Origin of the sequence: Ekhidna sp. (assembly GCF_965221965.1) — a bacterium.
GTDB lineage: Bacteria > Bacteroidota > Bacteroidia > Cytophagales > Cyclobacteriaceae > Ekhidna.
Genome location: NZ_OZ244926.1, coordinates 2,953,242 through 2,966,944 on the forward strand (window position 1 = coordinate 2,953,242; position 13,703 = coordinate 2,966,944).

Sequence of the window (13,703 nt, forward strand, 5' to 3'; positions counted from 1 at the left end):
TTGATTTAGGATGATTCCCCGTTCTTTATGCTGAAATAATTGAATATGCGAATCATCCTATTACCTATCTTCATCCTTTTAGTGAGCCTATCCGCCTTTGGTCAAAATAACCTGCAGAATTATACTCCCTCCATTCTTTTCAAAAAAGGAGATTGGGAGTACAAAACATTTCAAAACCTATATACACAAACCAAACTGTTTGATACAGATGGTGGTAAGGTAGCAACCGGTCAGCGGGAGACTTTCTTTACTTCCATCAATCAGTTTCTGTACGGCCTGAATGACCAGGTCAATATTGGCTTAGATGTATGGGTAAAATCATCTAATAATTCCATTGATAATTTTAGTTCATCAACAGGATTGACCGGTATTGGGCCCAAAATAAAAATCGCTCCATTCAAAGATCTTCCTCGCCTGTCTATTCAAAGCACATTTCTATTCAATACGGTTGATGACCCTGAGGGAGTGAATGGATCCAGGTATTTTTTGGAGTGGGATGCCAACTTATGGCTAAACCAGATTTACTTCGACCTGCCTCTCAACAAGAAATCTCAGCTTTTTTTCCAGCAGGCCTTTTGGTATCGAATGACAAAGGATGGCTCCTCAGTTGATAATAACTTCCTGGAGACACAGACCAGTATTTTTTATAGTTACTTTCCTACATCCCGATGGACGATTTACGGAATGACGGAGTATTTTCCAACACATTATGATTTTGGTAATGATCGTAGCGAAGCTTTCTTTGCCTACTTCTTACAATCAGGACTTGGACTTAAGTATCAATTAATACCCAACCTTATTGAATTGGAAGCCCTGTATACCAACTTTTGGAATGGCAGTGAATTTAAAGGAGCAGGAGAAACGATAAATTTGGGTATCCGAGTGATACGCCAAAAGTGAGAAGAGTTCTATCAGCGATAATATTAACAACTTTTTGTTCCTTCTTAATTGATGCTCAAACAATTAAGACCATCAACTTTGAAGGTCTTCAAAAAACCAAGCCTACTTACCTGAATCAATTCCTATCTTTTGAAGAGGGAGATGAGTTGGATTCTGCAAAGCTGGAGGAAACGAAGCAACTTCTGGTCAATTTGGAAATGTTTGCTGATGTCAGCTACGAGGTAGAACAAAGTGCCAAAGGTGTCACAATTGCTTTTCACATGGAGGAACTGTTTACCCTGCTCCCTATTTTTAATTTTGGTGGAATTAAAGAAAATTTTTGGTTTCAAATTGGTGCCAGTGAGGTGAACCTCAGCGGTCGTGGAAACAAACTGACAACCTACTACCAATATTACGACCGAAGCTCATATGCAACTCATCTCACCTTTGACAGAATCAAACAAAGTCCATGGGGTGTAAATATCAACTTAATCAAATGGTCAACATTAGAACCGTTATTCTTTAATGGCAATGCGGTTGAGTATGAATACGATAATTATACGCTGGGGGTGGATGCAATCCGTCATTTCAATTTTAGAGATCGAATTGAATTCGGAGGGGCCTATTTTACTGAGGATTATAAAAAATTCACTGAAGGACCTTTCGAAGGTGCACCTGAAAGAGTCAATAAACACAAGGTCCTCAGCAAGCTTAGGCTCATCCACAACCGAGTGGATTACCACTTTTTTTACCTGAATGGGTGGTATAATCAATTGAATCTTCAAACAGTACAATCGTTCGATAACGATCCTGCCTTTTACATCATCTTCAACGACCTAAAGCGATTTATAAGAATTAGTGAGCATGGAAATTTTGCTTCCAGATTACGACTTGGCCTAAGTTCCAATGAGGAAAGCCCCTTTGCACCATTCGTGCTGGATAGCTATGTTAATATTCGTGGAGTAGGCAATCGTGTCGATCGTGGAACCGGAGCAATCATTCTAAATGCAGAATATCGCTACAGCTTCATCGATCAGCGCAAACTAGCGGTACAGGGAGTGCTTTTCTCCGATTCTGGATCCTGGAGAAAGCCAGGAGGCGACTTTTCTGACTTTACTGATTCAAAAAATTTCGTGCTGTTCGCTGGCGGTGGGTTTCGATTTATACACAAGAAAATATTCAACGCGATCTTTCGAGTTGATTATGGGGTCAATTTACAGCAACCAGAGGTCAATGGATTTGTACTGGGGATCGGTCAGTATTTCTAATATGTCTCACTTTCATCATCCACCTCGGCATCTGCTCCCAGCTTTTCCCATTCAATGTTTGTCTCTTTCAAATCTTGGAGTGTATCAATATCATTGAGCTCGGGTAGTTTGTAAACAGATAACTCAAGCTCTTCAGCCTCTTCCAACAATTCTTTTAGAACAGTATCCGTGCTGTATTCTTTATCCTGAAAAAGTTGTGGGAAGTACTCACTCATACCTAGTAAATAATAGCCACCATCTTTGGCCGGACCAACAACCAGATCATACTCTTCAAGCATTTCAAAAGCCAATTTGATCGTCTTGGAATTGAGATCATAGCAGTCGCTCCCGATGATCACCACTTTCTTGTAAGAATCAAACGCCTCGTCAAAAGCAGTCGACATTTTTTGCCCTAAGGTCATTCCCTTCTGCACATGGAGCTTATATTCATCTGTGTCCCAAACATCTTCGATTTCCACATACTCAGAATAGTAAACAGCTTTATCAACCTCTATTTTTCTGGTGATCTTATTGGTGTGATGAACCAATTCATTGTAAACATCGAGTGCTTTATCTATCCCTATATCTTCAGCCAGACGTGTTTTTACCATTCCCGGGATCAGGTTCTTCACAAAAATCATCAACAAACTGTCGCTCATAGCTTTCATTTTCTCTTTTAGTGAACTTTTATTCCGTTAAATAGCCATTTACCCCACAATCGGTTGTACGTATGGACACTATCTGTAGGTTGATCGTTTGGTCCAACTACAACCTCATTGCCTTCATTCTTCCATCCAAAAATACCGCCATACAGATTCTTGACATTGGAATAACCGGCCTTTTGTAATTTTTCTCCTACACGCTCACTTCGATATCCAACGGAGCAATAAACGATGACTTCCATATCCTTCGGAATATCCCTGACTTGCTCGACTTCAAAGTCATCATAATCGACAAAGCGTGCTCCTTTGATATGGCTTATCTCATATTCTTCTTTGGCCCGTGCATCCAACAAAACCACATCATCGAGTTTTGGTTTCAACGAATCTGACTTAATCAATGGAACGGTCTTTTTATAGAGACTTTCCATTTTCTCATCAAAGGTTTTTTGCCCACATGATGTAAACGTGGATATGATAATTAAAATAAACGGAGGTAAATATTTTTTCATTGATACAATGCCAGTAAGCGCTCTAGATCCTTAGGATTCTGTCTCGAATCCCAAAATAGAAGAATATAAAGGGTGTCCTTTGTCACTTTATAAATCAATAGATAGCTTTTGATAATTTTTACTCGAACATCCTTCAATTGAGTTTTGATTCCAAGTCTGGGGAATTTTTTCAAGAGATCAATGGCAGAATTGATGTTACTCTCGAGGCTTTGACTAAAATTCGTTGAATCATTTCTTAGATTCCAATACTCAAAAATTTCAAGTTTTTGAGTGTAAGCCGTCTGTGTCCAAACTACTTTTTCAACCATTTCGAAGTTTGATCCTTAACAACCTCATGATCAATCACTCTTCCGTATTTAATATCATCTTCTGCTGCAGAAATGCCTTTAAGTTGCTCATCAGAAAGATTATAGATTACATCAGAGTCCGACAATTCAATAAGTTTCTTCACCTCTTCCAACAAGATCGCATCATTGGTATTGGCTATTTTATTGATCAGTTCGAGTTTAATCTCTGTGTTCATTTTTTAAAATTAGTCATTCTCAATCTAAGCTCTAAAACAATTGTCATGAGCAAGATCATATACTCCACAACAACGATATATACCGGAAGTTCAAACCCTTCCCTGGTATAGCCGACATACGTAAGAAAAATAAAAAAGGACCATACTATGGTGTACCAGTAGCCTGATAGAATACCTAAGGCGGTCAAAGGAATAATGTACCAGGGGTGTACAGTGGTGGCAAAAAGCAAGTAAACAGTGAGAACATAAAGTAAACTTCTCGATATGTCCCACTTTTTTACATAGGCCAGAATTGAAACTGATAGGATTGATAGAAATGATAAGATGGATAGCAGAGGTCCAATCAAAGCAATATTGTTGTATCCGTAAAACCAGAAGCCGATTTCCCTTGCAATGAAATAAATGCTGGCATTAAACTCGAACGATCGGAAATAGAGGTCCAGACTCGACCGCATACCTTGAAGAAAAGTTGTATCTAACATTGGGATGAGGGTGATAACAGCGATACACCCTCCGGCTATGGAAATCCACCACTTTTTATTTCTGAGTCCGATCATAAATACAGCCGGCAGGTAAATGAGCGGGAGAAGCTTGGTGCCGATTGCTAATCCAAATCCAACTGAAGACATGAGGTTTTTACTTTTTTGAAATCCATATATGCCCAAAAGAAGAAAGAAAACCACCAGCACCTCAAAATGTAGATTTCCTACACCCTCAAGAATTACCAATGGATTGAGCCAAAACCAATGGGCAAGAAAAGAGGGCTTGCCATTCGATTTTAATATAGCCTTTAACAGGAAAAAAGATCCCGCATCGGCGGCAAATAGTATTAAGCGGATAACACTAGCAGAAACCAGCCAGTCCCCATTGCCAATCACCGCACTCAACCAAAAAATGGCCTGATTAAGAGGTGGGTAGACCGTGAAGTATTGTGGAGAATTGAGCAATGCATAAAGCTCGTGAGTAATACCTGGTATTTCTTTATCCAGATAGAAGTCCGGTAATGCTTCAAATGGATGAATCCCATTCTTTATCAATGTCCCGTCCCAGATAAATCGATATAGATCATCAGATAGGGATGGCAGGCTAAAAAACATGAGAACCCTCAGGATAATCCCGGCATTGAACAGGGTTTTTGCACTTTCTGAATTTTGAAGCAAAAAAACATAGGCCATAAAACCACTTCCATAGGCCAGCATCAGAGAAAGTGATTGGTATCGCTCGATCCAGTTGCTAATTGAAAAAACAGCAAGGATGTAAACAATCAGAAAAGTGTAGTAGCCTGTTTTTGCGTGTTTAATTCCCATTATTTATTTGCGGCCAAAACAATCTCGGAGATGAAATTTTCTCAATAAATACCACCAGAATCATTCAGGTTAGGCATGTTTCATCGGTTTCACCGACAAGATAAAAACGTATGCAAAACCAATCGCAAGCATCGCATGGAAAAGCATCAGTCCGTAATCCTCCAATTTAAACCCTGAGAATATCCCATAGATAAAATACACAGAAAGGAGGCCTTCCATAAACGTCACAGGGGTGAGCACATTGTTCAAATAAATATTGCCTTTCCATGAGTCACCTTTCACATTGACATTGAATTTGGGTGTCCGCACAAATGGTGTTTTGATCCCTAGATACCCCTCCACAACTGCTACCGAATTATGCAGCGCCATCCCCATGGAGAAGGCCAGGAAAACCGGAAAATTCCTTAAAAAATATTTCAGGGTGTACTCCGGGTGAGTTGCTTTAGCCGCCACCCAATAAAAGAAGCCCATAGCCAAAAATCCAATGATAAATATGCTTCCCAAATCAAAAACCAATGCCAAATCTGGGTTGTACTCTTTGATATAAAGCATTGGTATACTTAAAACCGCAGCGATCAATAAGAGCAGAAATACCGAACTATTAAGTAAATGCATAGCAGCACGCACCTTGTGTTTCCATCCAATGTTGGATGTGAGTACCTTACCCAGCGTTTTTCTTGCTGTCTCAGCTGCACCTTTATTCCATCGATACTGCTGGGATTTTACTGCCGGTATCAAAATCGGAAGCTCAGCCGGTGACTCAATCTCCTCGCGGTATACAAACTTCCAGCCTTTTAATTGAGCTCTATAGCTCAGGTCCAAATCTTCTGTGATGGTATCATATTGCCATCCTCCGGCATCTTCAATACATGCTTTACGCCACACACCGGCAGTTCCATTAAAGTTGATGAAGCTACCTGCATGTTCTCGTCCCTTTTGTTCTACAGTGAAGTGTGCATCCAGCCAGAAGGCCTGAATCTTAGTCAACCAGCCATAATCCGTATTGAGGTGACTCCATTTGGTTTGTACCATCCCCACTTTGCCGTGGTTGAATTTTGGTAAGGTCCGAAGGAGAAACTCCGGATTAGGCACAAAGTCCGCATCAAAAATGGCGATGAATTCGCCTTTGGCTTCTTTAAGGCCGTAAGCAAGTGCACCTGCTTTATAACCCACCCTGTCTGGACGTCTGATTTGATGAATATCCCACCCATTTGCCTGATAAGCACTTACTTTCTTTTCAATGATCTGGATGGTCTCATCATTAGAGTCATCCAGAATCTGAATCTCAAGCTTGCCTTTTGGATAATTGATCTTTGTCACTGCATCGATGAGACGCTCCACTACATACCGCTCATTAAAAACTGGCAGCTGGATGGTGACATAAGGATATTCTGTAAGGGCTGCTGACTCTTTCACATTATCCTTTCTTGATTTTAAATAGTGCCAGGTAAGGTTGAACTGGCCCAAGCTAAAAAGGCAAATGATCATCAGCGTAATCCCATAAAGCACGATAACTAACCACTCCACCCCTATAGATATTTAAAAATTGTATAGATGATTTTGTATCCGGCACCCAGTGTTCCCTTTACCGTACCGCTCACCTTTGAAACACCGATTCTTTGTCTGTAATCCACAGGAATATCTTTCGTATGCAAATTTAACTTGGCAGCTTTTAATTGCATCTCCACGGTCCAGCCATAAGTGCGATCTTTCATATCGATTGTCAGCAGACTTTCATATCTAATCGCCCTGAATGGTCCTAAATCTGTGTACTTCTTACCATATAGCAACTTTATCAGGGTAGTTGCCAGCCAGTTGCCAAACAATTGCTGAATCGTCATACTGCCCTTTTCTTTTTTACCCAGCGCACGAGAGCCGATCACCATATCAACATTTTCTTCTATGATGGGCTTTATCAGATCCACCAGCTGTTCCGGATAATCTGAGTGATCTCCGTCGAGAAATACCACGATATCCGGTTTAGAAGTCGAGGAAGCAATGTGAGCCATTCCTTTAAGACAGGCATTTCCATAGCCTCTGTCTGGTTCTTTGAGAGCTGTGGCTCCCCTTGATTTTGCCTGTTCAAACGTATCATCGGTTGAGCCATTATCCACTACTATGACTTCCGAAACCCAATCTTTAGGAATTTCATCGATAACCAGGCCAACGGCATTTTGCTCATTAAAGGCCGGAATAATCACACGGATATCTGGTTTATTCAAAAGAACGCTCTTTTATGAGGCGGCAAAGGTAGGTGTATGATCGGACTAAAACTGACTCTGTGATGACACTTACATTCAAATCTATTTTTAGTTTTATGAGCCATGAATCACTATGAAGTTTTAGGAGTAGCTCATTCTGTCAGCCATGTAGAAATAAAAAGAGCTTATCGAAAGTTGGTTAAAATTTATCACCCGGATCTTAACCCGACCACTACTGCGGCAGATCAAATGATCCTGATTAATGAAGCCTATGAGGTTTTATCCAATGCTACTTCACGCAATCTCTATGACCTCTACCTTCAAGGAGTTCCTGTTAAAACGGATATTGAAGAAGTCACCCCATATCAACGATATAAGGAGGAATATCGAGCCAAAAGAGTGAAAAAAGAAAGGAATAAAATCATCTATCTCCTCAAATTAAAAACACGATTTTATCGGTACGAGCGAATGGCTAATATGGTCTTTTTTGTACTGGCGGTGATTTTTACTGTTGACTATTACTATCAGCCTAATCAAGTGCATGAGAGAATAGAAACAATTAATGAAACCAGATTTGAAACGAATATTTTGTTAGAAAATGGTAAGCGCATTTTTGCCTCAAAGTCTCTTTATGATCTTTATAGGGAGGGTGACGTTGGTCGAATTAATGTAAAGTATTCTCTTCTCTTTCAGATACCAGCCAGGGTTCAGGTCATTGGGACACAAAGGGATTTCATTATTAATGGATCCATTTACACCTTTCGAAATGTGTTCTCTGTCATCATTCTTGTATTTTCTGCTATCGTGATAAGAAACAAGGAATACACAGATTTTCGGCTATCCTGCGGCTTAGTGCCTGGCTTTTTTGTCTTGTTTCTGCTGCTATTTATTATTTCGGAGATATAATAAAGGATCAGATCCTGTCATTACGAATCGCTAAAACAATTTTTCTCAATTAAAAAATTTTATAAAACCGCTTTTTGCATTTTAATAATTTGACTTGCATCTTTACTGCACAACGGCATGTACTTCTGGAATACATACCCTTTTGTGCGATTTACAATTGCTCTAATCCTTGGAATCGTTTGCTTTGACCACTTTACGACAATGGAGCTATGGTCAATCACTGCCCTCTGTATTCTGATAGGTTGTTATTCCTTTTCCCTCTTCATTTCTCATAAGACCAGCTTTTACAAACTTAGACACATCAATGGTATCCTTGCCTTCAGTATTTTGTTAATTATTGGCGGCAGTATTGCAAAATATAAGTATCAAAATCATCCATCCCACCACTACACAAACCATCGAATAGAAATTAAAGGTTTTTCGGGCATTGTAACCAGTCCGGCAAATGAGAGAACCAATCATTTTCGATACGATTTTAATATAAATACCCTATACTCAACATCTGATTCCATTCACGAAGCTGCCGGCAAAATACATCTCTATATCAGGAAAGATAGCCTCAACACTCCTCTGAAATATGGTGATCGATTAATTGTGTATGGAAAATTTTATCCGGTTTCCGGCCCGGATAATCCAGATGAATTCGATTATAAGAAATACCTGGAACGTCAGAATATCTATAGTCATGCTTTTGTCGAGGAAGCACGAATAAAAATAGTAGGGAACAATCCACCAAACATATTCAAGGAGTGGGCTTTTTCACTTAGAGAGTCAGCTTCAAGAACCATAGATAAATACATTCAAAATCCCAGAGAAAATGGTATTGCCCAGGCTTTATTATTAGGCATCAAGGATCATCTCGATAATGATGTAAAAAAGGCATACTCTTCCGCCGGAGCTATGCATGTATTGGCTGTATCAGGTCTGCATGTTGGAATTATATTCCTGTTAATCAATCTTGTATTTGGCAAGTTGACAGAATCGGGAAAATGGGGCAACTATGCCTTTGGCCTTATAAGCGTATCCACTATTTGGTTCTATGCCATGGTTACAGGACTAAGTCCATCTGTTTTAAGAGCAGCAACCATGTTTTCATTAGTTGCTTTCAGTCAGGCTTACGTTCGAGAAGGTAATATCTATAATACGCTTGCTTTTGCAGCATTCATTTTATTGTTGTTTGATCCCTATTTAATTTATTCGGTCGGATTCCAGCTTTCATTTGCTGCCGTTGTTGGAATCGTCTATTTACAACCCAAATTCTACAGGCTGTTTGACTTTAGAATTTGGCTACTGGACAAAGCATGGGCCATTACGTGTGTCTCCATCGCAGCGCAACTCGCTACATTCCCTTTGTCAGCTTATTATTTCCATCAGTTTCCGACTTACTTTCTTGCTTCAAACCTTATTGTCATTCCTTCCTCTTTTTTAATGTTGGTTGGTGGAATTAGTATGTTGGTAATTGACCCAGTCATTTCGTCGGTCGGAGCATTTATTGGTCATTGGCTAAGTCAATTCATATGGCTGATCAATGAAATAATCAGCTATGTGCATGTCCTGCCCAATAGCTTAATAGAATGGATTTACATGGATCGGTTTGGTTTAATCATGACATACCTTATCGTATTCACTCTAATTGCTGGCCTCCATTATTCATCGTTTAAAACATTGGTTGTCTCGTCGTGCTTTGGAGTAATCTTTATGCTTTGGGCTTGGATATCCAATGAGAAACAATCGACCAGGGAAGAGCTTGTTTTCTATGAAATCTCAGACAAGCTGGCTGTTGATCACATCAGTGGCCATCATGGAAAACTTTACATTGATGACTTTAAGAAAAGTGAGTTAGAGTTGCTTTCCTTTCAAATAAACCCACATAGATTATCCTCACACCTTCCACCCATCAAAGAGTCTCTTGTAAGTCTCGAAGAAGCAAATTTCCAGCAAAAAGATGCGGTTCAACTTGGTCAAATTGCTGGAAAGAGATTTTTGATTTTTGATTCTACCACATTTCACCTCGACTTTAAAAAAGTAATCCATGCTGATTTTGTAGTTATTAACAACCAGGCTGTGAAAAGTATGGAATGGCTTAAAGAACATTTTTCATTCCAGCACTTAATTATAAGTAATAAAAATTCTCGATTCTATTCTCAAAAAATGAAAACTCAAGCCAAAAAACTTGGTCTTCGCATACACAGCATGAAAGTGGATGGTGCACTTAGGGTACCCTTAAACGAGGGCATAAAAAAAGAGCGGACAATGTTGCCCGCTCTGTTCACCACCAATCCCGACTAGCATCGGGAAAAAACTTACTACCGCCTAGTAGTATCACAAATGTATATACATCAGGCTATTCACCAAAACTAAAATCTGAAAAAGTTCAATTAAATTTCCCATTTAACGATAGCGCCCGCAAAAGTCAATCCACCACCAAACCCAATCATCAGAACCGTATCTCCCTTCTTAATCCCACCATTTCTTTTGGACTTTGCAATAGCCAGAGGAATGGAAGCTGAGGATGTATTTCCAAATTCCGTTACACTCTCCGGTACCCTTTCCATTGGATAATCCAGATCCTTAACAATAGCTTCGATAATTCTAAGGTTGGCACTATGAGGCACGATATAATCAATGTCATCCAATGTCATTCCAGCTTTCTCTACCAGTTCTCTGATCTTCTTAGGGATATTCCCAACCGCCCATTTAAATACAGACCGGCCATTTTGGACAATTTTCCCGTGTGGGTTAATCCCAACACCATTGATGCTGTTTTTCTTATGACTCAGGTATAAATCATGTCCAAGATCTCCATTTGTTCCAGAATTAAAAGCGATAAAATGCTCACTATCACCCGGCTCAATCAATGCCGCTCCCGCAGCATCACCAAACAGGATGCAAGAAGTTCGATCCTCCAAATCCATGATCTTGGTCAGAGTCTCTGACCCTATCACCAAAACTTTCCTGTAAATTCCGGAATTCACAAAACCGTGAGCAATTTGTAAACCGTAAACAAATCCTGCACATGCAGCATATACATCATTACAGCCACAGTTTTGAATACCAAGCTTATATTGCACCCTTGAGGCAGAATTAGGCATAGGCTGATCCGGAGAGGTTGTACAAACGATAATGAAGTCCACATCTGAAATATCCTTTCCGCTGCTTTCCACCAGGTCATTTACTGCTTTAACCGCCAGATCACTGGTGTATTCTCCATCTTTCGAAAAGCGACGGGTCTTTATCCCTGTTCTGGAAATGATCCACTCATCATTCGTGTCAATAAATTCTTCGAAGTAATGATTGTCCACGATTCGTTCAGGTACATAGGTACCAAATGCTGTAATTTGTGACATAAGAAATATTGGGGATTTAATTCGAAATAGATTAATCTTTGGGTGTGTCGTCTATTTCAAAAGCAAGTTGAATCAGGAAGGGGTCAATTCCAAAGAACTACTTGTTTTCTTTTAGCATTTTCTCTGCTTCCTGTAATTCATCCCTTAACCGTGCAGCCTCCATGAAGTCTAGGTCTTTGGCTGCCTTCTCCATTTTCTTTCGTGTTTCATCTACCAGCTTTTTGAGCTGATTTTTATCCATGTATGCCACCACCGGATCGGCGGCAAGATTCTGCTCTTCCTCAATGTAATATTTCCTGTTCCCCTTCTTCTTATCCGCTACTCCTGTCTGACGCAGAATCTCTTCTCTGTTTTTCTTTAATGAGACCGGCGTAATTCCATGCTTTTCATTGTATTCCATCTGAATACTTCTCCTACGGTTGGTTTCATCAATAGCCATTTTCATCGAACCAGTCACTTTATCAGCGTACATGATTACTTTGCCCCGATCGTTTCTGGCAGCCCTACCGATGGTTTGCACAAGGGAACGTTCATTTCTCAAATAGCCTTCTTTATCTGCATCTAAAATAGCTACCAAAGAAACCTCCGGAAGATCAAGACCCTCACGTAATAGATTGACTCCCACTAACACATCGAAAACTCCCAGTCGCAATTCTCTCAATATTTCTACACGATCCAATGTATCTACCTCAGAGTGGATATATCGGGTTTTTACTCCAGCATTGAGCAAATACTTAGTTAGCTCTTCAGCCATCCGCTTTGTTAACGTGGTGACCAACACACGATCCTCCATTTCGATTCGCTGCTGTATCTCTTCCATTAAGTCATCTATCTGATTATGGCTTGGCCTTACATCAATGACCGGATCCAACAATCCGGTTGGTCGGATTAATTGTTCAACAATAACTCCATCAGATTTTCTCAATTCATAGTCGCCCGGAGTGGCACTCACAAAAACGACCTGATTGAGCATATCTTCAAATTCATTGAAAGTCAAAGGACGATTATCCATGGCAGACGGCAGCCTGAACCCATAATCTACCAGATTTACCTTTCTTGCACGGTCGCCACCCCACATACCTCTTACCTGTGGTATGGTCACGTGACTCTCATCAATAATCATAAGAAAATCATCCGGGAAGTAATCCAGTAGGCAGAAGGGCCTGCTCCCGGGAGACCTTCTATCAAAATACCGGGAATAATTTTCGACTCCAGAGCAATATCCAATCTCACGGATCATCTCCAGATCAAACTCAGTTCGCTCCTTCAATCGCTTCGCCTCGAGGAATCGACGCTCATCCTCAAAAAACTGCACCTGTTCAACCATGTCATCCTGAATCTCCTTTATCGCCACCTGAAGCTGATCTTTTCCAGTCACAAAAAGATTCGCCGGAAATATGGTAATGATACGTTCATCCGATTGTTTTTCCCCCGTTATGGGATCAATCCGCTGGATCGATTCTATTTCATCACCCCAGAAAATAAACCGATAGGCGAAATCCGCATAGGCCACAAACACATCTACTGTGTCCCCTTTTACACGAAAAGTCCCTCGCTTAAACTCAGCCTCTGTCCGGCTGTATAGGATATCAACCAAGTCGAAAAGAAATTTATTTCTTGGAATATTATCACCCTCCTGTAATCGGATTACATTTTTTCCGAACTCCTCTGGATTACCTATACCATAGATACATGAAACAGAGGCCACTACAATCACATCTCTCCTCCCTGATAATAGAGCGGAAGTGGCGCTTAACCTGAGTTTTTCGATCTCATCATTGATTGACAAGTCCTTTTCGATATAGACATTACTTGTTGGAATATATGCTTCAGGTTGATAATAGTCATAGTAGGAGATGAAATACTCTACTGCATTTTCAGGGAAAAAGCGTTTAAATTCACCGTAAAGCTGTGCAGCAAGTGTTTTATTATGACTTAGTACAAGTGTGGGTCGCTGCACCTGATTTACCACATTGGCCATGGTGAAGGTCTTACCGGAACCGGTCACCCCAAGTAATGTTTGAGCTGCCTCCCCATTGTTTACACCTTCTACAATCTGTCTTATAGCCTCAGGTTGATCACCCGTTGGACTATATTCTGAGGTAAGTTCGAAATCCATGAA

At 40.2% G+C, this 13,703-nt stretch carries 13 protein-coding genes; 4 read left to right on the forward strand and 9 right to left on the reverse strand.

Annotated elements, in window-relative coordinates; all coding sequences use genetic code 11:
• The first annotated feature begins 45 nt into the window (after nt 1-45).
• Nucleotides 46-900 (forward strand): hypothetical protein, encoded by an 855-nt coding sequence (locus ACOQON_RS13875; RefSeq protein WP_420576017.1) that lies wholly within the window; start codon nt 46-48, stop codon nt 898-900.
• Nucleotides 897-2,147 (forward strand): POTRA domain-containing protein, encoded by a 1,251-nt coding sequence (locus ACOQON_RS13880; RefSeq protein ID WP_420576018.1) that lies wholly within the window; start codon nt 897-899, stop codon nt 2,145-2,147. The genes ACOQON_RS13875 and ACOQON_RS13880 overlap by 4 nt, the downstream gene beginning before the upstream one ends.
• On the opposite strand, the gene ACOQON_RS13885 is transcribed toward ACOQON_RS13880, so the two are convergent.
• The 7 genes from ACOQON_RS13885 to ACOQON_RS13915 form a co-directional block, all read right to left on the reverse strand.
• A complete protein-coding gene (locus tag ACOQON_RS13885; protein ID WP_420576019.1) occupies nt 2,144-2,785 on the reverse strand; it encodes a TIGR04282 family arsenosugar biosynthesis glycosyltransferase in 642 nt (213 codons plus the stop codon). The two genes, ACOQON_RS13880 and ACOQON_RS13885, sit on opposite strands and share 4 nt — an antisense overlap.
• A 17-nt stretch (nt 2,786-2,802) precedes the next feature.
• Nucleotides 2,803-3,297 carry a rhodanese-like domain-containing protein gene (locus ACOQON_RS13890; protein ID WP_420576020.1) on the reverse strand — a complete coding sequence of 165 codons (495 nt, stop codon included), beginning with the start codon at nt 3,295-3,297 and terminating at the stop codon, nt 2,803-2,805.
• Nucleotides 3,294-3,605, reverse strand: a complete 312-nt coding sequence (locus tag ACOQON_RS13895) for a type II toxin-antitoxin system RelE/ParE family toxin (RefSeq protein WP_420576021.1) — start codon at nt 3,603-3,605, stop codon at nt 3,294-3,296. Before ACOQON_RS13895 ends, ACOQON_RS13890 begins: the two co-directional genes overlap by 4 nt.
• Complete coding sequence (locus tag ACOQON_RS13900) at nt 3,590-3,820, reverse strand: hypothetical protein (RefSeq protein ID WP_420576022.1); 231 nt, start codon at nt 3,818-3,820, stop codon at nt 3,590-3,592. Before ACOQON_RS13900 ends, ACOQON_RS13895 begins: the two co-directional genes overlap by 16 nt.
• The gene (locus ACOQON_RS13905) at nt 3,817-5,127 is read right to left on the reverse strand and encodes a hypothetical protein (protein WP_420576023.1); all 1,311 of its coding nucleotides are present in this window, start codon (nt 5,125-5,127) and stop codon (nt 3,817-3,819) included. Before ACOQON_RS13905 ends, ACOQON_RS13900 begins: the two co-directional genes overlap by 4 nt.
• A 69-nt stretch (nt 5,128-5,196) precedes the next feature.
• Nucleotides 5,197-6,654 carry a cellulose synthase family protein gene (locus ACOQON_RS13910; protein ID WP_420576024.1) on the reverse strand — a complete coding sequence of 486 codons (1,458 nt, stop codon included), beginning with the start codon at nt 6,652-6,654 and terminating at the stop codon, nt 5,197-5,199.
• Between the two features lie 2 nt (nt 6,655-6,656).
• Complete coding sequence (locus ACOQON_RS13915) at nt 6,657-7,349, reverse strand: glycosyltransferase family 2 protein (protein WP_420576025.1); 693 nt, start codon at nt 7,347-7,349, stop codon at nt 6,657-6,659.
• Between the two features lie 102 nt (nt 7,350-7,451).
• On the opposite strand from ACOQON_RS13915, the gene ACOQON_RS13920 reads away from it, so the two are divergent.
• Nucleotides 7,452-8,234 carry a J domain-containing protein gene (locus ACOQON_RS13920; RefSeq protein ID WP_420576026.1) on the forward strand — a complete coding sequence of 261 codons (783 nt, stop codon included), beginning with the start codon at nt 7,452-7,454 and terminating at the stop codon, nt 8,232-8,234.
• A 117-nt stretch (nt 8,235-8,351) separates the two neighbouring features.
• Nucleotides 8,352-10,523: a ComEC/Rec2 family competence protein gene (locus tag ACOQON_RS13925; RefSeq protein ID WP_420576027.1), complete on the forward strand. Its 2,172-nt coding sequence runs from the start codon at nt 8,352-8,354 to the stop codon at nt 10,521-10,523.
• 89 nt (nt 10,524-10,612) lie between these two features.
• Here ACOQON_RS13925 and ACOQON_RS13930 read toward each other — a convergent pair whose 3' ends face one another.
• Complete coding sequence (locus ACOQON_RS13930) at nt 10,613-11,581, reverse strand: ketoacyl-ACP synthase III (RefSeq protein ID WP_420576028.1); 969 nt, start codon at nt 11,579-11,581, stop codon at nt 10,613-10,615.
• A gap of 97 nt (nt 11,582-11,678) precedes the next feature.
• Nucleotides 11,679-13,700, reverse strand: coding sequence for an excinuclease ABC subunit UvrB (gene uvrB, locus ACOQON_RS13935; RefSeq protein WP_420576029.1), 2,022 nt, complete (start codon nt 13,698-13,700; stop codon nt 11,679-11,681).
• Nucleotides 13,701-13,703: the final 3 nt, after the last annotated feature.